At 61.9% G+C, this 16,663-nt stretch carries 18 protein-coding genes and 1 pseudogene; 15 read left to right on the top strand and 4 right to left on the bottom strand.

The window, feature by feature from the left end:
- Positions 1 to 36 precede the first annotated feature (36 nt).
- The 12 genes and pseudogenes from ACZ9IU_RS18410 to ACZ9IU_RS18355 all read left to right on the top strand — a co-directional run bounded on the left by ACZ9IU_RS18410 (position 37) and on the right by ACZ9IU_RS18355 (position 11,252).
- Positions 37 to 1,083, top strand: coding sequence for an ABC transporter permease (locus ACZ9IU_RS18410; RefSeq protein ID WP_437179060.1), 1,047 nt, complete (start codon positions 37 to 39; stop codon positions 1,081 to 1,083).
- The gene (locus ACZ9IU_RS18405; RefSeq protein ID WP_038545530.1) at positions 1,080 to 2,012 is read left to right on the top strand and encodes an ABC transporter permease; all 933 of its coding nucleotides are present in this window, start codon (positions 1,080 to 1,082) and stop codon (positions 2,010 to 2,012) included. Before ACZ9IU_RS18410 ends, ACZ9IU_RS18405 begins: the two co-directional genes overlap by 4 nt.
- Complete coding sequence (locus ACZ9IU_RS18400) at positions 2,009 to 2,854, top strand: ABC transporter ATP-binding protein (protein ID WP_038545527.1); 846 nt, start codon at positions 2,009 to 2,011, stop codon at positions 2,852 to 2,854. Before ACZ9IU_RS18405 ends, ACZ9IU_RS18400 begins: the two co-directional genes overlap by 4 nt.
- Positions 2,851 to 3,600 carry an ABC transporter ATP-binding protein gene (locus tag ACZ9IU_RS18395; protein WP_038545525.1) on the top strand — a complete coding sequence of 250 codons (750 nt, stop codon included), beginning with the start codon at positions 2,851 to 2,853 and terminating at the stop codon, positions 3,598 to 3,600. The genes ACZ9IU_RS18400 and ACZ9IU_RS18395 overlap by 4 nt, the downstream gene beginning before the upstream one ends.
- 81 nt (positions 3,601 to 3,681) lie before the next feature.
- Entirely contained in the window at positions 3,682 to 4,611 is a 930-nt protein-coding gene (locus ACZ9IU_RS18390) for a LysR family transcriptional regulator (protein WP_038545522.1), read from the top strand.
- A 143-nt stretch (positions 4,612 to 4,754) separates the two neighbouring features.
- Complete coding sequence (locus ACZ9IU_RS18385; protein WP_038545519.1) at positions 4,755 to 6,284, top strand: ABC transporter substrate-binding protein; 1,530 nt, start codon at positions 4,755 to 4,757, stop codon at positions 6,282 to 6,284.
- 217 nt (positions 6,285 to 6,501) lie between these two features.
- A complete protein-coding gene (locus tag ACZ9IU_RS18380; protein ID WP_038545516.1) occupies positions 6,502 to 7,452 on the top strand; it encodes an ABC transporter permease in 951 nt (316 codons plus the stop codon).
- Positions 7,449 to 8,267, top strand: coding sequence for an ABC transporter permease (locus ACZ9IU_RS18375; RefSeq protein ID WP_038545513.1), 819 nt, complete (start codon positions 7,449 to 7,451; stop codon positions 8,265 to 8,267). The genes ACZ9IU_RS18380 and ACZ9IU_RS18375 overlap by 4 nt, the downstream gene beginning before the upstream one ends.
- 21 nt (positions 8,268 to 8,288) lie before the next feature.
- Positions 8,289 to 9,684, top strand: a pseudogene (locus ACZ9IU_RS18370) (amidase).
- Positions 9,685 to 9,904: 220 nt separating this feature from the next.
- Positions 9,905 to 10,252 (top strand): ElaB/YgaM/YqjD family protein, encoded by a 348-nt coding sequence (locus tag ACZ9IU_RS18365; protein WP_038549630.1) that lies wholly within the window; start codon positions 9,905 to 9,907, stop codon positions 10,250 to 10,252.
- Positions 10,253 to 10,275: 23 nt separating this feature from the next.
- Positions 10,276 to 10,707, top strand: coding sequence for a hypothetical protein (locus ACZ9IU_RS18360; RefSeq protein WP_157885166.1), 432 nt, complete (start codon positions 10,276 to 10,278; stop codon positions 10,705 to 10,707).
- Between the two features lie 209 nt (positions 10,708 to 10,916).
- A complete protein-coding gene (locus tag ACZ9IU_RS18355) occupies positions 10,917 to 11,252 on the top strand; it encodes a hypothetical protein (RefSeq protein WP_038545506.1) in 336 nt (111 codons plus the stop codon).
- A gap of 26 nt (positions 11,253 to 11,278) precedes the next feature.
- Here ACZ9IU_RS18355 and ACZ9IU_RS18350 read toward each other — a convergent pair whose 3' ends face one another.
- Entirely contained in the window at positions 11,279 to 11,845 is a 567-nt protein-coding gene (locus ACZ9IU_RS18350) for an RNA polymerase sigma factor (protein ID WP_038545503.1), read from the bottom strand.
- Positions 11,842 to 12,024 carry a NepR family anti-sigma factor gene (locus ACZ9IU_RS18345; protein ID WP_037078171.1) on the bottom strand — a complete coding sequence of 61 codons (183 nt, stop codon included), beginning with the start codon at positions 12,022 to 12,024 and terminating at the stop codon, positions 11,842 to 11,844. Before ACZ9IU_RS18345 ends, ACZ9IU_RS18350 begins: the two co-directional genes overlap by 4 nt.
- 168 nt (positions 12,025 to 12,192) lie before the next feature.
- Between ACZ9IU_RS18345 and ACZ9IU_RS18340 the strand changes: the two genes are divergently transcribed.
- The 3 genes from ACZ9IU_RS18340 to ACZ9IU_RS18330 all read left to right on the top strand — a co-directional run bounded on the left by ACZ9IU_RS18340 (position 12,193) and on the right by ACZ9IU_RS18330 (position 14,338).
- Positions 12,193 to 12,987: a response regulator gene (locus ACZ9IU_RS18340; RefSeq protein ID WP_038545500.1), complete on the top strand. Its 795-nt coding sequence runs from the start codon at positions 12,193 to 12,195 to the stop codon at positions 12,985 to 12,987.
- A gap of 81 nt (positions 12,988 to 13,068) precedes the next feature.
- Positions 13,069 to 13,233 carry a DUF1328 domain-containing protein gene (locus tag ACZ9IU_RS18335; RefSeq protein ID WP_007758228.1) on the top strand — a complete coding sequence of 55 codons (165 nt, stop codon included), beginning with the start codon at positions 13,069 to 13,071 and terminating at the stop codon, positions 13,231 to 13,233.
- Between the two features lie 103 nt (positions 13,234 to 13,336).
- Positions 13,337 to 14,338: a sensor histidine kinase gene (locus ACZ9IU_RS18330; protein WP_038549628.1), complete on the top strand. Its 1,002-nt coding sequence runs from the start codon at positions 13,337 to 13,339 to the stop codon at positions 14,336 to 14,338.
- A gap of 357 nt (positions 14,339 to 14,695) precedes the next feature.
- Here the strand turns inward: ACZ9IU_RS18330 and ACZ9IU_RS18325 are convergent, their stop codons facing one another.
- Together ACZ9IU_RS18325 and ACZ9IU_RS18320 are read right to left on the bottom strand one after the other, a co-directional pair.
- Entirely contained in the window at positions 14,696 to 15,622 is a 927-nt protein-coding gene (locus tag ACZ9IU_RS18325; protein WP_038545496.1) for an ABC transporter permease, read from the bottom strand.
- Positions 15,615 to 16,625 (bottom strand): ABC transporter permease, encoded by a 1,011-nt coding sequence (locus tag ACZ9IU_RS18320; protein WP_038545492.1) that lies wholly within the window; start codon positions 16,623 to 16,625, stop codon positions 15,615 to 15,617. The genes ACZ9IU_RS18325 and ACZ9IU_RS18320 overlap by 8 nt, the downstream gene beginning before the upstream one ends.
- Positions 16,626 to 16,663: the final 38 nt, after the last annotated feature.

The following is a 16,663-nucleotide window of genomic DNA, read 5'->3' as shown; positions in this document are numbered from 1 at the left end:
TGAGAGGCCAGTTCCTTGACCTTACCCGAAACATCCGTGGCGACACGGCGCAATAGGCGCCGTGCATCGTCTGCCCTGGCCTCCGTCCTGCGTTTCGTGGTGACGGTGGTCACCACCATATTCGGCCTCCTGGTCGTCACCTTCTTCATCGGCCGGGTCATCCCCATCGACCCGGTGTTGGCGATCGTCGGCGACCGGGCGCCCGCCCATCTCGTCGAGCGGACCCGGATCGAGTTGGGGCTCAACCTGCCGCTCTACCAACAGTTCGTCATCTATACAAAACAGGCGCTTTCCGGGAATCTCGGCACCTCGGTGCTGACCAGCAATCCGGTGCTCGAAGATATCAAGCGAGTTTTCCCCGCCACCATGGAGCTTGCGACGATCGGTACGCTGATCGGTGCGATCCTCGGCATTCCGCTCGGTGTCCTGGCGGCTGTCCGGCGCGGCAGCATCGCGGACCAGATCGTCCGTGTCATCGGCCTGATCGGTTATTCAGTGCCGATCTTCTGGCTGGGTCTTCTGTCGCTCTTGCTCTTTTACGCGCAGCTCAGATGGGCGGCTTTCCCCGGCCGCGTCGACATCGTCTACGAATACAGTTTTACGCCGCAGACAGGCTTCTACCTTCTCGATGCTGCCATGCAGGGCCAGTGGGAGGTGGTGTGGGACCTGTTCCGGCATATCGCGCTGCCCGGGGCGCTGCTCGGCTATTTCTCGCTCGCCTATATCAGCCGCATGACCCGCTCCTTCATGCTGAACGAACTCAGCCAGGAATATGTGGTGGCGGCGCGGGCGAAGGGTCTGTCGGAAACCCGGATCATCTGGTTCCACGCGCTGCGCAATGCCGCGGTGCCGCTGGTGACGGTGATTGCGCTGTCCTACGCAAACCTGCTCGAAGGTTCGGTGCTGACCGAGACCATCTTCTCATGGCCGGGGCTTGGCCTCTACATCACCAACTCGCTGCAGAATGCCGACATGAATGCGGTGCTCGGCGGTACGCTGGTGATCGGTTCGGTCTTCGTCGGCATCAACATTTTCTCCGATCTTCTCTATCGGACTTTGGACCCGAGGACGCGTAGCCGATGAGTGCCACCGGAACCTCTCTTAAACCCTATAGCCGCGAATGGCTGCTCTCCGACCGGCCGACATCGCGCAAGCAGGCGCGTTTCGGCCGGGCATACATCGTCTGGCGCCGGTTTGCCGAAAACCGGCTGGCGCTGGTCGGGCTGGCCATCATCCTGGTGCTTATATTTGTTGCCGCATTGGCGGGCGTTCTGGCCCCGCACAATCCCGTTGTCGGTGACCTGCGTAATTCCCGCCTCTTGCCGCTCGGTTCGGCGGGTTATCTGCTCGGCACCGACGACCAGGGCCGCGATATCCTCTCGCGCCTCATCTACGGGTCGCGGCTGACGCTGCTGGTCGTCGTGCTGGTGGCGATCATCGCAGCCCCGATCGGGCTGATCGTCGGTACGGTCTCGGGTTATGCCGGCGGCTGGGTTGATGCGGTGCTGATGCGGATCACCGATATCTTCCTCGCTTTCCCGAAACTCGTGCTGGCGCTGGCGCTGGTGGCAGCCCTCGGACCCGGCATCGAGAACGCCATTCTCGCGATCGCCGTCACCTCCTGGCCGCCCTATGCCCGCATCGCACGGGCAGAAACGATGACCTTCCGCAATTCGGAATTCATCTCGGCGGTGAAGCTGATGGGCGCTTCGCCCTTCCGCATCGTGCTGCGCCACGTCATGCCGCTCTGCGTCTCATCGCTGATCGTGCGTGTCACGCTCGACATGGCCGGCATTATCCTCACCGCCGCAGGCCTCGGCTTCCTCGGTCTCGGCGCCCAGCCGCCGCTTCCCGAATGGGGCGCGATGATTGCCTCGGGCCGCCGCTTCATCCTCGATCAATGGTGGGTCGCCGCCATGCCGGGTTTTGCTATCCTGATCGTCAGCCTCGGCTTCAACCTGCTCGGCGACGGCCTGCGCGATGCGCTCGATCCGAAGGAGGCAGGCCAATGACGGTGTCAGTCAAGCCGCTCCTGACGGTCGAGGATCTGCGTGTCACCTTCCCGACCCGTACCGGCGACGTGCAGGCGGTGCGCGGCGTGTCCTTCGCGCTCGGCCGCGAACGGCTCGGCATCGTCGGCGAATCTGGCTCCGGCAAGTCGCAGACCGGGCGCGCGATCATGGGCCTGACCCCCGGTCACGCCAGGATCAGCGCACGAAAGCTGGCTTTCGGCGACCGGGATCTCCTGACCATGCCGGCCCGCGAGAGGCGCGACCTGCGCGGCAAAAAGGTGGCGATGATCCTGCAGGATCCGAAATATTCGCTGAACCCGGTAATGACCATCGGCCGGCAGATCGTCGAAACGCTGAAGACGCATGAGAAGATCTCGAACTCGGCGGCCAAGGCGCGGGCGCTCGCCATGCTGGAGGCGGTACAGATAAGCGATCCGAAGCGAGTTTTCTCGCTCTATCCGCACGAGGTTTCCGGCGGCATGGGGCAGCGGGCGATGATCGCCATGATGCTGGTCTGCGGTCCGGAACTGCTGATCGCCGACGAGCCGACATCGGCGCTCGACGTCACCGTGCAGCTCGAAGTGCTGGATATCCTCGACAAGCTGGTGGCCGATCGCGGCATGGGGCTGATCTTCATCTCCCACGATCTCAGGCTCGTCTCTTCCTTCTGCGACCGCGTCATCGTGATGTATGCCGGCCGGATCGTCGAGGAACTGCCGGCTGCCAATCTCGCCGATGCGCAGCATCCCTATACGCGCGGGCTCTTGAACTGCCTGCCGACCATCGGTTCCGACCGGCATCCGCTGCCCGTCCTCGACCGCAAGCCGGAGTGGGCGCTATGACATCGGCTCTTTCCATCCGCGACATGGTCGTCACATATGATGAGTTTGCGGCACTCGATCATGTGAACTTCGATATCGGCACCGGCGAATCCTTCGGCATCGTCGGCGAATCCGGTTCCGGTAAATCGACGCTTTTGCGTGCAGTCTCGGGTCTTGCGTCGTTCGACCAGGGCACGCTCAGCGTCAACGGCCGCCCCTATTCCGGACGCAGGCGCGACAAGGAGTTCTACCGCACCGTCCAGATGGTGTTCCAGGACCCTTATGGCTCGCTGCATCCGCGCCAGACGGTCGACCGGCTGCTGCTGGAACCGCTTGTCATCCACGGTTTCACCGATATCGAGACGCGCATCAACCGGGCGCTGGACGAGGTGGGTCTCGGGTCGGGCTTCCGGTTCCGTTATTCGCATCAGCTTTCCGGCGGCCAGCGGCAGCGCATCGCGATCGCCCGGGCACTGATCCTGGAGCCGAAGATCCTGCTGCTCGACGAGCCGACCTCGGCGCTTGACGCGTCGATCCAGGCGGAAATCCTCAATCTGCTCGAACAGGCGCGCCGCGACCGCAACCTCACATTCGTGATGGTCAGCCACGATCTCGGCGTCATCAGCCACATGTGCGAGAGGCTGGCGGTGATGAAAAACGGCAAGGTGGTCGAGACGGTGCCGCGGAAAGCACTGGAAAACCGCGAGTTTTCCGCCGATTATACCCGCCAGCTGCTCGTCGCCAGCGAAGGTTTTCGCCGCGGCTGACGAGCGTCTCGATTTTATCTATGTCACTATCCCGGAACCGCTCCCCGCTTTCGGGCGACATGTTTCAGCCGGCAGGATCGCATGCAGCTTCGGGCGCTTATGTATTTCGACGAACTTGTCCGCACCAATTCGATGCGGGCGGCGGCCGAGAATCTTAACGTTGCTGCCACCGCCGTCTCGCGCCAGATCGAGAACCTCGAACACTATTTCGGCACGCCGCTTGTCGAGCGCAGCAATCGCGGCATCAAGCTGACGGCCGCCGGCGAACTGCTGGCGGCGCGGGCAGGGCGGACGCTGCGCGAACTCGAACATGTCCACCAGCTGATCGACGACCTGCAGGGCCTGCAGCGCGGCAAGGTAGTGATCTATGCGAACGGCGCGACGGTTGCCAACCTGATCGCGCCGGTGCTTGCGGAATTCAGCCTGCGCTACCCGAAGCTGCGGTTCGAGGTGGCGATCACCAGTGCGCGCGAGGCAGTCGAGGCGCTCGCCGGCGCCGAGGCCGATCTGGTGGTGACGCTGTTTGCACCAAAGATATCCGGGGTGAAGGTGCGGCTGCGCTCCGAGATCACCTATGACGTCATCATGGCCGCCGACCATCCGTCCGCCGGTGCCAGGGAACTGACATTGCGCGATCTCGTCCACATGCCGCTCGCTCTTCCCGACAAGAATTTCGGCGCGCGACAGGCCTTCGAGGAACTGTTCGCCAAGGACGGGCTGGAGCTCGATCCGGTCTTCGTCACCGGTTCCCTGGAAATGCTGAAGGAACTGGTGTTGCGCCGCGCGGCGGTCACACTGCTGCCGGCGCTTGCGGTGCAGCGCGAAATCGATGCCGGCCAGCTTGCGGCGGTGCCGATCGCCGCCGGCAAGGCGGTGCGCACGCCGATCGATCTCTGCGTCGCGCCGGACCGCCAGCTGTCGTTCGCGGCGAGCAAGCTCGTCGATTTCATCGAGCGCTTCATGCGCGGCGCCGATACGCGCAAATCGACGCTCAAGAGGGCAAGCGCTTAATTGCTTTTTGTGTAGCGTTTTCGGCTACACAGAGAACACAAAATTCTGCATTGTGTGTGCACCTGCGAAATGACACACTTTTGGCAATCGACGATCCCGCAGGTGCCGATCAGGCGGGTCTCGTTCCAAAAAGGGGATGACGGATGGGCAGGATGACGTTTCTGGGCTCTGCGACCATATTGAAGAGTGCAGCTTTTGGCCTTGCGATCAGCGCGTGCCTGCTTATAGGGCAAACCGGCGCGGAGGCCGCGGCAAAGACCGCGATCACAGTCGGCATGGCGATCGAGCCGGCTGGGCTCGACCCGACGGTCGCAGCACCCGTCGCGATCGGCCAAGTGACCTGGCAGAACATTTTTGAAGGCCTGACGACCATCGACAAGGACGGCAAGATCAAGCCGCAGCTTGCCGAAAGCTGGCAGATATCACCGGATGGTCTGACCTACACGTTCAAGCTCCGCCAGGGCGTCAAGTTCCATAACGGCGTCGCATTCGACAGTTCGGTTGCCAAGTTCTCGATCGACCGCGCTCGCGGCGCGGATTCGGTCAATCCGCAGAAGCGCTATTTCGCCTCGATCGACACGGTCGAAACACCGGATGCGGCGACGCTGGTGCTGAAGCTCAAGCAACCGGCCGGCAGCCTGCTTTACTGGCTCGGCTGGCCATCCTCGACCATCGTCGAACCGAAATCGGCCGCCGACAACAAGACGACCCCGATCGGCACCGGCCCGTTCAAGTTCGTCAGCTGGTCGAAAGGCTCCAAGGTCGATCTCGCCAGGAATGCCGACTACTGGAACAAGGCCGTCTCCCTGAAGCTCGATACCGCGGCCTTCCGCTTCATCAGCGATCCGCAAGCCCAGGCCGCGGCGCTGAAGGCCGGCGATGTCGATGCCTTCCCGGAATTCGGCGCGCCCGAACTGATCAAGTCCTTCGAGGGCGACAAGCGGCTGACGACTGTTATCGGCAATACCGAGCTCAAGGTCGTCGCCGGCATGAACAACACCCGCAAGCCGTTCAGCGACAAAAAGGTACGTCAGGCGCTGATGATGGCGGTCGACCGCGCTACCGTGGTCGAAGGTGCCTGGTCCGGTTTCGGCACGCCGATCGGTAGCCACTACACGCCGAACGACCGCGGCTACAAGGACCTGACCGGCGTCTATCCCTATGATACGGCCAAGGCGAAGGCGCTGCTTGCCGAGGCCGGCTTCCCGAACGGCTTCACCTTCACCATCAAGGCGCCGCAGATGGCCTATGCACAGCGCACCTCGCAGGTGCTGCAGGCGATGTTTGCGGAAATCGGCGTGACGATGAATATCGAGACCACCGAATTCCCGGCGAAATGGGTGGCCGACGTGCTGAAGGCCGCCGATTATGACATGACCATCGTCGCCCATGCGGAGCCGATGGACATCGACATCTATTCCCGCGATCCCTACTACTTCAACTACAAGAACCCTGCCTTCAACGACGTGCTGAAAAAGGTCGAGATGACCTCCGACGCCGCCGGACAGGAAAAGCTCTATGGCGAGGCACAAAGCATCCTCGCCAACGACGTGCCGGCGCTCTTCCTGTTCGTCATGCCGAAGCTCGGTGTATGGGACGGCAAGGTGAAGGGCCTGTGGGAAAACGAACCGATCCCTTCGAACGTCCTGACGGATGTTCATTGGGTAGAGTGAAGTTTCACGCGATGAATTGGAGTGTCGCGCGTGGGGCAGACCGATCTCCCCCCTTGAGGGGGAGATGCCCGGCAGGGCAGAGGGGGGTATCCCTGCGCACTCTTCTACCACCGCATTTGCCGCACCGTCGCCACCCCCCTCTGTCACCTTCGGTGACATCTCCCCCTCAAGGGGGGAGATCAACGGGAGCTCGCGGCACCGGCATGGAGACCCATTCATGATCTCCATCCTCATCCGCCGTATTCTCAGCCTTGCCGTGACGCTGCTCATCGTCTCGCTGCTGATCTTCACCGTCATGGACCTGCTGCCCGGCGATCCGGCGGCGATCATGCTGGGTACCTCGGCGAGCCCGGAAACGCTTGCCGCACTCCAGAAACAATTGGGTCTCGACCAGCCGCTCCCCGTGCGTTACCTCGCCTGGCTCGCCGGGGTCTTCCGGGGCGATCTCGGGCAGTCCTATACCTATGGCGTGCCGGTCGCGGGGCTGATTAGCGAGCGGCTTGCGATCACCCTGCCGCTGGCGCTGATCGCCATCGTGCTCTCGGTGGTGATCGCCATTCCGCTCGGCGTGCAGGCGGCGCGCAAGCACAATGGTGCCTTCGATTTCGTCGCCGGATTGTTCTCCTATATCAGCATCGCGGTGCCGGCCTTCTGGGTCGGGCTGCTGCTGATCATCCTGTTCTCCACCATGCTCGGCTGGATGCCGGCGGGCGGATTTCCCGGCTGGGATGCCGGGCTGCTTGCCGGCCTCAAGGCGCTCCTCCTGCCGGCCGTGGCGCTCGCCCTGCCGCAGGCCGGCGTGCTGACGCGGGTGGCGCGGGCTGCGGTGCTGGAGGTGATGAATGAGGATTTTGTGCGCACCGCCCGTGCCAAGGGCCTGAGCGAGGGCATCGCCATCTGGCGGCACGCCGTCCCAAACGCGCTGGTGCCGGTGTTCACCATGCTCGGCCTGCAATTCACCTTCCTGATCGCCGGTGCGGTTCTGGTCGAGAATGTCTTCAACCTGCCGGGCCTCGGGCGGCTTGCCTATCAGGCGCTCTCCCAGCGCGACATCATCGTCATGCAGGATGTCGTGCTGTTCTTCTCGGCCCTGGTGATCCTGATGAATTTCCTGGTCGATCTCGCCTACCTGGTCGTCGATCCACGCCTCAGGGCCGGTGCTCAATGAGGAAACTGCTTCGCCGCCCCGTCTTCCTCATCGGGCTCGTCATCACGCTCGTGTTGTTTGCCGTAGCGCTGCTGTCGCTCGTCTGGACGCCGTTTCTGCCCACCAAAATGAACATCGTCCACAAACTCAAGGCACCGCTCGATTTCGGTCTTCTCGGCACCGACCAGTTCGGCCGCGACGTTGCATCGATGCTGATGGTCGGTGCCTGGAACTCGCTGTCGACCTCCATTCTTGCAGTGCTTCTCGGCGCAAGCGTCGGCACGGCCATCGGCGTCGTCGTCGCCATGCGGCGCGGTTGGCTGGAGCTCGTCGTGATGCGCGGCTGCGACATCGTCTTCGCCGTTCCGCCGATCCTCTCGGCGATGATGCTCGGCGCTTTCATAGGATCGGGCCGGTTCACGGCGATCATCGCCATCGGTGTGTTCATGGTGCCGGTCTTTGCGCGGCTCGCGCTCGGCGCTGCCCTGCAGATCTGGACGCGGGATTATGTTACCGCCGCCGTCAGCATGGGCCGCCCGAAAGCCAAGATCACGCTCGTCCATGTGCTGCCGAACATCTCCAACCAGATCATCGTGCAGGTGACGATCCAGCTCGGCCTCGCGATCCTCACCGAGGCGGGCCTCTCATTCCTCGGCCTCGGCATGCCGCCGCCGACGCCCACCTGGGGACGGATGCTGGCCGATGCGCAGACCTTCCTCGGCCAGGCGCCGTGGCTGGCGCTGATGCCGGGGCTCGCCATCGCGCTGGCCGTGCTCGGCCTCAACATGCTCGGCGACGGCCTGCGCGACCTCCTCGATCCCCGCGACAATTCCTGATTTCGAAACGAAGATATTGCGATGAATGACCTCCTGAAACTGACGATCCGCGAACTGCTCGACCTTTATTCGACTAGGAAGCTCTCGCCCTTGGAATACTGGCTGGCGGTCGAGGATCGCATCGCCGCCTTCGAGCCGCATGTGCAGGCGCTTTATCTCTACGATCCCGAGAGCGCACGGGCGCAGGCCGCAGCCTCCACCGATCGCTGGATGAAGGGCGCGACGAAGGGCGTGCTCGACGGCATTCCGGTGACGCTGAAGGAGTTGATCGCCACCAAGGGCCAGCCAGTGCCGCTTGGCACGGCGGCCGTCGAACTGGTGCCTGCCGCCGAAGACGCACCGATCGCCGCGCGCATGAGAGAGGACGGCGCGGTGATTTTTGCCAAGACCACCTGCCCGGACTACGGCATGCTCTCCTCCGGCCTGTCGAGCTTCCATCACCTCAGCCGCAATCCTTGGGATCTCACCCAGAACCCTGGCGGATCGAGCGCCGGCGCGTCGGCCCGCCGGTGCCGCCGGTTTTGGCCCTCTGCATATCGGCACGGATATCGGCGGCTCTGTGCGCCTGCCGGCGGGCTGGACGGGGTTGTTCGGTTTTAAGCCGAGCCAGGGCCGTATCCCGGTCGATCCGTATTATGTCGGCCGCTGCGCGGGGCCGATGACCCGCACGGTCGAAGATGCGGCCTTTTCCATGGCGACGCTGTCGCGTCCGGACTGGCGCGACGGCACGTCGCTGCCGCCCAACGATTTCGACTGGCTTAATTTCGATATCGACGTGAAGGGCATGAAGATCGGCCTGATGCTCGATGCCGGCATCGGCCTTGCAGTCGAGGACGAGGTTCGCGATGCGGTCGTGGCCGCCGCCAAGCGCTTTGAGGATGCGGGAGCGATCATTATTCCGGTAGAACCGGTCATGAACCGCATCATGCTCGACGGGCTCGACAGTTTTTGGCGCTCGCGGTTCTGGGGCGATATCGAGAAAATGCCGGAAGAGCGCCGGGCGCTGATCCTGCCCTATATCTACCAATGGGCGGAAGGCGGCACTTACATTTCCGGCGTCGAAGCGGTGCGCGGCTTCAACCAGACGATCGAAATGCGCAAGGCCTGTGGAAGGCTGTTCACGACCGTCGACGCGGTGATCTCGCCGACCAATCCGATCGTCTCTTATCCGGCGGAGTGGGCCTCGCCCACCAATGATCCGGCTTTGCCCTTCGAACATATCGGTTTCACCGTACCGTGGAACATGTCGGAACAACCGGCCTCGTCGATCAATTGCGGCTTTTCGAAAACCGGCATGCCGATCGGCCTGCAGATCGTCGGCCCGCGCTATGACGACCTGCTGGTGCTGAAACTCTCCAGGGCCTTCGAGCAATGGACCGGGGGCATTTCGGCCTGGCCGGAGCCGCCGGCCGCCTGACTCCTCTGAACCTTTCCGGCTATTTCCGCCTGGGTGCAACCGCGCCGGGGAACAATCGCGCTGTTGCTGCGTTCACCGGCGGCGACAGGAAGCGTGAAGCGGGTAGCGTGCGTCGCTCGCTCGGGAGACCGACCCCGTTCCACGTTTTCGACGCCGTTTGATTCCGCGCAAAGCCTTCCGCGGCTCGCGTCCTCTAAGGTTCGCAAAACAGGAGATCGATATGCCCGCAGCCAACCCCACGACCGACTTCACCCGCAATGGCACCGGCCAGAACTCGGCAACCAGCAAGGACGTCGAAGCCCAGATCCAGCAGCTCCGCGACGATATCGCTGCACTGACGCGCAGCATTGCTGCCGTGGGCAACGAGAAGGCCAGCGAATACAAGGGTAAGGCCCGCCGGGTCGCCAACGATGCCGCCGACGCTTCGATGCATATGGTGGAAGCCGCGCGCGATCAGGCTCTGTCGATGGAAAAGGACCTGGAACGCCAGATCCGCACAAACCCTATCCAGGCCGTCGCGATCGCCGCCGGCGTGGGATTTCTCTTCGCGCTGTTGACGCGTCGCTGACGATGACAGGACTTGGTCCACTTTTGGCTTCACTCGCCGCGATGGATATCGCGGCGTTGACGCGCAAGCTCAAAAGAAATGCGATCCTCTATGCTTTCGTGCTGCTTTTCCTGCTGACGGCCTATGGACTGCTAGTGGCAGCGCTCGCAGTCTATCTCGCCGGCATATGGGGACCGCCGATGGCGCTGCTTGCAGTCGCCGGTGGCGCGCTCGTCCTGGCATTGATTATGTATCTCTGCGTCGTTATCGCCAATGCTTCCGAACAGCGCCGCAAGCGGGAAGCCGCGGCCTCCAACAGTTCCAAGGCGTTGATGATAACAGCGGCTCTGACGGCATTGCCGCTGCTGGTCAAATCACGTCCGCTGCTGCTCGTCGCGGTGGTCGGCGGTCTTGGCTTTCTCGCGGCGAAGTCCATGGGTGGTCCGGGCCGGCGACATTCCGAGCCCGCCGAATAAGCAGGTCTCGTCGCGCGACCAGCTGAACGGCCGCCTGCCGGGCGCAGGCGGCCATATTCCGCGTTGTGCTGGGGCCTGCTCTCGACGAAAGCGGGCTTCGCGAATAATAGCAGGCGGTTTGCGACCGCCCTGTGTCTTTTGTAAATGACCGGGCGTTCTTTCGATGGTCTAGCCGAATTTCGTTGTCGAATCTCGGGCGGACTTAATTGTTGCGAATCCTCGTTGTCGATCGGGAGTTCCTGGTGGCCATGGAAGTGGAGGCCGTGCTCACCGAGGCGCTTGCCTGCGAGGTCCAGGTCGCCACGCCACACACCTATATGGTGGAACTGGAAAGCGGCTGGTTCGACGTTATCGTCATCGATTCGAGGCTGATTGGTGGAGAGGCTGGGCTTCGGCTGAGAGCTTCAGGCTCGGGTCTGGTGTTCACCACGCTCAGCGTCGAGGACATGGATGGTCTGAAGGGCTGGGACGGAATAAGTGTCGTCGCCAAACCGTTCAACGACCGCCACCTCGTCGAAGCCGTCAAAAACGCCGCCCAGGTGTGAGCGGCGTTCTCTCAGATTTTTCAGGATCAGCTGCCAAAAGCACGTGACGTGATCGCCGCATCGCCTGCATCGGGGCCGTAGTCGCCCTCGCCGGAGACGCCCAGCAGCTCCTGCAGACGGGCGCGGGCGCGGCTGACGCGGCTCTTGATCGTGCCGACGGCGCAGCCGCAGATCGCAGCCGCCTCCTCATAGGCGAAACCGGCGGCACCCACGAGGATGATCGCTTCGCGCTGATCGTCAGGCAGCTTGTCGAGCGCCTTGCGGAAATCCTGCAGGTCGAGCCTGCCGTACTGTTCCGGATGGACCGAGAAACGCTCGCTGAACAGGCCGTCGCTATCCTGCACCTCGCGTCCGCGCTTGCGCATCTGGCTGTAGAATTCGTTGCGCAGGATGGTGAACAGCCAGGCCCGCATGTTGGTGCCTGCGGTGAAGCTGGTCTGGTTCGCCCAGGCTTTCATGATTGTATCCTGCACGAGGTCGTCCGCCTTGTCGTGCCGGCCTGTCAGGGATACCGCGAAGGCACGCAGATTAGGCAGCGACGCGAGAAGGTCGCGCTTGAAGCCGCGATCGTCGCTCTCGTCTTCCTTGCTCATTTTGCGTTCACCGGTTTGGCGTTCTTCTCAGCCTGTTCCAGGCGCTCGAGAAGATCGAGAAAACGATCCGGAATCCCTTCTTCCTGTACCGCGTCGTAGAAGTCCCTTAACTTGCGGGATATGGATGCATTCGGCGGCACCGCTCCAGGTCGGACTTCTTGGGATTGGATTGCTGTCATCTCTTCTTTTTTTCTGTTGTCGTCACTCATCACGCGGGCAGCCTGTTGCGATATCGTCGGGCAAAGGAATTCCTGGCGGCAAAAAAAGTTCCACTCTTGCGGAACTTTTTTTCAAGGCCCACGTTCATAACAGGTCAATTGCCCACCGGGCACCGAGGGAGATTTTGTATGTCACTCACCACACGCGTTGCGTCTCACCTTCCATATCTGCGTCGGTATGCTCGCGCCGTCACCGGATCACAGACCTCGGGAGACGCCTATGTTGCCGCGGTCCTGGAAGCTTTGATCGCAGACGTTTCGATATTCCCCGAAACGTCCAAGGACCGTGTTTCGCTCTATAAACTCTTTGTTACAATTTTTGGTTCCACGAACATTGAGATTCGCCCGATCGAATCGCCGTTTGCCTGGGAGCAGCGCGCGGCAGCCAATCTCTCGATGCTTCCCTCCCAGTCGCGGCATGCGTTCCTGCTTGTCTCGGTGGAGGGTTTCAGCATCGAGGAAGCCGCGGAGGTCCTGGATGTCAGCCCCGCTGAAGTGAACCGCCTGCTCGACGACGCGACCCGCGAAATCTCGCGGCAGGTCGCGACCGACATCATGATCATCGAGGACGAGCCGCTGATCGCGCTCGACATCGAACAGATGGTGCAGGATCTCGGCCATCGCGTCACTGGCATCGCCCGCACCCATAAGGAAGCGGTGTCGCTCTTCCAGTCTTCGCACCCGAAAATGGTGCTCGCCGATATCCAGCTCGCCGACGGCAGCTCCGGGATCGACGCGGTCAACGAAATCCTGAAGTCTTCGAGCGTGCCGGTGATCTTCATTACCGCTTTCCCGGAGCGGCTTCTGACCGGCGAACGCCCGGAACCAGCCTTCCTCGTTACCAAGCCCTTCAACCCGGACATGGTGAAGGCTTTGATCAGCCAGGCGCTGTTCTTCAACGAAGCCGTGAAGGCCGCCGCTTGATCCCATGGGCGGCAGGCGAGCGGACCAGGCCGGAACAAAATGCAACGGGTGGCGTTCTGGCGCATCCGAAGAGGAAGGCCCATGTTGTATTATGCTCTTGTCTGCCTGCTCGTCGCGATCTTCACCGGTGCGCTCGGCTTCAGCGGCATTGCGGGAACGGCAACCGGCCTCGCGCAGCTTCTGTTTTTCCTGTTTCTCGCACTGTTGCTGATATCGCTGGTCGTCGGGTTGTTCCGGCGTGTTTGACGTCCTATAAAAGTCGGATAATCATACTCATAAATCCAGGTGTCTCTGCGCACAGCAGGTGCCCGGTTTCCCCCGCAAGCCCGCAGACGGAGTGAGTAACTTGGTGAATCCCCTGACATGGCAGCAGGCTGGTCAGAGTGATGACAAGTTACGCGAATTTTTCATGCCGGCGCTGGTGGACCTTGGCGCCAGCATCATGATCCAGGACGCAGGCCGCAATTATCTCTTCGTCACTCATCTTCCGGAGGTCTGGGCGGTCGAGCACGTCAGGACACCCACCGATGTCAGCCTGTTCGGCGACGAGGTCGGGGCAAAGCTCGCGACCCTCAAGGACGGCATGACGGAAGCGGGTCGCAAAGGCCATATCGAGATTACCATCGGCACCGAGCAGATCTACGAGTTTCGTGTCCAGACGGTGGAATTTTCCAATGGCGGACTGCATTTCGTCACCACCATCATCGACCGTTCCGAGGAACGCCATCGCGAGCGGCTGCTGCGTGCGCTGCTGCGCGAGGTCAGCCACCGTTCCAAGAACCTGCTCGCCATCATCCAGAGCATTGCGCTGCAGACGGCCCGTTATTCAGGCTCGCTGGAACTGTTTCTGCACAAGTTCCGGGGGCGGCTTTATTCACTCTCGCAGAGCCAGGACCTGATCACCGATTCCAGCTGGCGCGGCGCCTATTTTTTCGAACTGGTGCAGCAGCAGACGGAAAAGTACCTGCCCGAGAACAAGCATCTCGTGCGCGTCCACGGGGACAACATCCTTTTGACGCCGAACGCCTCGCTGCATATCGGACTGGCGCTGCACGAGTTGATCGTCAACGCGGTCAGCCACGGTTCGCTATTGCGCAGCGGCCGGGTAATCAATGTCACCTGCACCCGCATGCACCTCAACGGCCATGATTCGCTGGAGATGATCTGGGACGAAGTGCTGGATGCCAGCCGGAGCTCCGAAGATACCGAGGATTCATTGAAGGCGCATTTCGGCAGCACCGTGCTGGAGCGTGTCGTTCCGGCCTCCGTCAACGGCAAGGCGCAATACGTCATCTCCAACGATCGCATCAGCTATCGGCTGGTATTCCCGCTGGAGAGCGGCGGGGATTGAAGAATAGTCGTTGGTGAGAAGCTTTCCGGCTCATTGATGCCCCGCGACGTAAGTCTTTCCGAAAAGCTCGCTCGCAGCGCCATTATTCACCATGCCCCACAAAACTGAGCTGGCCCGGTTCCGGTTGACGGAGCCGAGCCAGTTCGTCTCTTCGAGGGGGATTGAAGAGTATGTCCGAAGGCTTTGTAGGGCGGGGGACGGGGGGTCGCCTTCGAACACTCACATAACGGGCGCCTCGGGAATAGGTTCCGGCAGTTCCAAATTTTTTTGAGTTTTTTTCAGCGGTCGTCTTTCCGACTGGCGAATGAAGAATGGCGGCTTTGCAGCCGCCATTCCGATCGGGTCCGTGTGGCGGGCTCAGTGTTTCAGCGCTCTCGGATCGAGCGCGTCGCGGATCGCATCGCCCATATAGTTGACGCTGAGTACAGTCAGCGAGATCGCCAGGCCCGGCCAGAGCACGCGCGAGGGTGTCAACTGCAGGAAGTTGGCGCCGTCGAACAACAGCCGTCCCCAGGTCGGGAAATCCGAGGGAAAACCGAGACCCAGGAAGCTCAGTGCCGATTCCGTGATGATCGCCGAAGCGATGCCCAATGTCGCCGAAACCATGATCGAGCTCAGCACGTTGGGCAGGATGTGCCTGAGGATGATGCGATACTCCCGCATGCCGCTCGCCTTCGCCGCCAGGATGAATTCCTGGCTTTTGACGGCCAGCACATCGCCGCGCACGATACGGGCGGTGTGCATCCAGCTGGTGATCCCGATCACGAAGACGATCAGGATGAAGATGCCGGTTTCGGGTCCGAATGCCGCCCGCAAGGTATCGCGAAACAACATCAGGATGACGAGCAGCAGCGGCAGGAGCGGTAGCGCCAGGAACAGGTCGGTGATGCGCATCAGCGGACCGTCGAGCCTGCGGATATAGCCGGAGACTACCCCCACCAGCGTTCCGAGGAAAAGCGCCAGCAACATCGCCGTGATGCCGACCGCAAGCGAGATGCGGCCGCCGGCGAGCACCTGGGCAAGCATGTCCTTGCCGAGGTTGTCGGTGCCGAACGGATGTGCCCAGGAGGGCCATTGGTTCTTGTCGCGGATATTGATGGCGTTCGGGGCCACCCGGTGGATATACGGACCCACGAACACCGCCAGCACGATGAACGTGAAGACGATCAATCCGACTACTCCGCCCTTGTGGGAACGGAACTGGCGCCAGATGTCCGCGAGCGCCGACCTGGTGGGAGTTGCCGCCTTGGCGGGCGGGGCGGTTGTAAGCGTCGCATCAGTCATAACGGATCCTCGGGTCAAGAATGCCGTAAAGCACGTCGGCGATGAGGTTGAAGAGCACGATCAGCACCGCGAAGATGAAGGTCAGGGTCTGGACGAGCGGGATATCGGCCCCCTGAACCGCGATGATCAGCAATTGGCCGAGGCCATTCACGCGAAAGATCTGCTCAGTGATGATGGCGCCCGAGAAGATCGTCGGCACGCCGAGTGCGATCACGGTGACGACCGGGATCAGGCTGTTGCGCAGCACATGGATGAGCAGAACCGACTTTTCCTTGACGCCCTTGGCACGCGCGGTGCGCACGTAGTCCTGGTGCAGGTTGTCGAGCATCGAGGCCCGCACGAAACGGGTGATCTGCGAGGCGTTGAAAAGCGACAGAACGGTGACCGGCAAGGCCATCTGCTTGATCTGCTGCAGGAAGCTCGAGAAGTCGTTGACGACCAGGTTGGTGTCATAGACCGACGGGAACCATTGCAGCCAGGAGGAGAAGATGACGACCAGCAGCACGCCGGTGAAGAAGGTCGGCACCGAGTATCCGACCATCGACAGGAACGTGCCGATCTGGTCGAAGATCGAATACTGCTTGTAGGCGGAGATGACGCCGATCGGAACGGCGATCATCACCCCGAACACATAAGCGAGGCCAACGACCCATAGCGTCTGGGGCAGGCGCTGGACGATCAGGTCGACCACCGGGCTGCGGGTCGCCCAGGACAGCACCCGCATGCGGGTACCATCGCCGAATTGCCAGCCGGTCAGGCGTTCGAGGATGTTGAGTGGTTCGTTGATGAAGAATTGCTGCAGCCAGTAGAGGTAGCGGAAGAAGAATGGCTGATCGAGGCCGAGCGATGCGCGGATCTGTTCGCGGACCTCCGGCGGGATCGTCAACGGCAGGTCGCCGGTCGGATCGTTGGGGGCAAGATCGAGTAGCGCGAAAATGACGAAGCTAATGATCAGCAGCGTCGGGATTGCGAAGAGCAATCGTCGCAAGGTGTAGGTGAACATCAATAAGTCTCCAGACTAGCGCGGAGAAGAAAATGCGG

This window comes from Mesorhizobium sp. USDA 4132 (genome assembly GCF_056279545.1).
Note: the sequence above shows the minus strand (reverse complement) of the source record. Positions and strands in the feature narration are given on the sequence as shown.

Excerpts from the sequence above, each read along its gene's own strand:
- ACZ9IU_RS18405 (WP_038545530.1), top strand. The coding sequence starts at position 1,080 with ATGAGTGCCACCGGAACCTCTCTTAAACCCTATAGCCGCGAATGGCTG.
- ACZ9IU_RS18400 (WP_038545527.1), top strand. The coding sequence starts at position 2,009 with ATGACGGTGTCAGTCAAGCCGCTCCTGACGGTCGAGGATCTGCGTGTC.
- ACZ9IU_RS18395 (WP_038545525.1), top strand. The coding sequence starts at position 2,851 with ATGACATCGGCTCTTTCCATCCGCGACATGGTCGTCACATATGATGAG.
- ACZ9IU_RS18390 (WP_038545522.1), top strand. The coding sequence starts at position 3,682 with ATGCAGCTTCGGGCGCTTATGTATTTCGACGAACTTGTCCGCACCAAT.
- ACZ9IU_RS18385 (WP_038545519.1), top strand. The coding sequence starts at position 4,755 with ATGGGCAGGATGACGTTTCTGGGCTCTGCGACCATATTGAAGAGTGCA.
- ACZ9IU_RS18380 (WP_038545516.1), top strand. The coding sequence starts at position 6,502 with ATGATCTCCATCCTCATCCGCCGTATTCTCAGCCTTGCCGTGACGCTG.
- ACZ9IU_RS18375 (WP_038545513.1), top strand. The coding sequence starts at position 7,449 with ATGAGGAAACTGCTTCGCCGCCCCGTCTTCCTCATCGGGCTCGTCATC.
- ACZ9IU_RS18365 (WP_038549630.1), top strand. The coding sequence starts at position 9,905 with ATGCCCGCAGCCAACCCCACGACCGACTTCACCCGCAATGGCACCGGC.
- ACZ9IU_RS18350 (WP_038545503.1), bottom strand. The coding sequence starts at position 11,845 with ATGAGCAAGGAAGACGAGAGCGACGATCGCGGCTTCAAGCGCGACCTT.
- ACZ9IU_RS18345 (WP_037078171.1), bottom strand. The coding sequence starts at position 12,024 with ATGACAGCAATCCAATCCCAAGAAGTCCGACCTGGAGCGGTGCCGCCG.
- ACZ9IU_RS18340 (WP_038545500.1), top strand. The coding sequence starts at position 12,193 with ATGTCACTCACCACACGCGTTGCGTCTCACCTTCCATATCTGCGTCGG.
- ACZ9IU_RS18335 (WP_007758228.1), top strand. The coding sequence starts at position 13,069 with ATGTTGTATTATGCTCTTGTCTGCCTGCTCGTCGCGATCTTCACCGGT.
- ACZ9IU_RS18325 (WP_038545496.1), bottom strand. The coding sequence starts at position 15,622 with ATGACTGATGCGACGCTTACAACCGCCCCGCCCGCCAAGGCGGCAACT.
- ACZ9IU_RS18320 (WP_038545492.1), bottom strand. The coding sequence starts at position 16,625 with ATGTTCACCTACACCTTGCGACGATTGCTCTTCGCAATCCCGACGCTG.